This is a genomic window from Bartonella sp. AA86SXKL (genome assembly GCF_042196885.1).
Genome location: NZ_JBHIRE010000481.1, coordinates 1 through 273 on the forward strand (window position 1 = coordinate 1; position 273 = coordinate 273).

Sequence of the window (273 nt, forward strand, 5' to 3'; positions counted from 1 at the left end):
CGGTGATTCATTGGTGACCATAATTACAAAAATGTTGCAGTATCAGATCCAACGGGTTGTGTAACATTATAATGCAGATTTCCATCGCCCATGTGTCCAAAACAAACCACCCGTGCACCTGGAGCAATATCTTCAACAATAAGAGCTGCCTCAGAAATAAAGTCAGGAATGGAAGCAAGAGGCACAGCAATGTCGTGCTTAATAGATCCTCCCGCTAATTTTTGTGCATATGATATACTTTCACGCAATTTCCAAAAAAAATCTTGTTGCTTT

The 273-nt window shown here is 39.9% G+C and carries 1 pseudogene; it reads right to left on the bottom strand.

Annotated elements, in window-relative coordinates:
- Positions 1-26: 26 nt before the first annotated feature.
- Positions 27-273 (bottom strand): annotated as a pseudogene (locus ACFIO5_RS12775) (FAD-binding oxidoreductase); the annotation flags it as partial.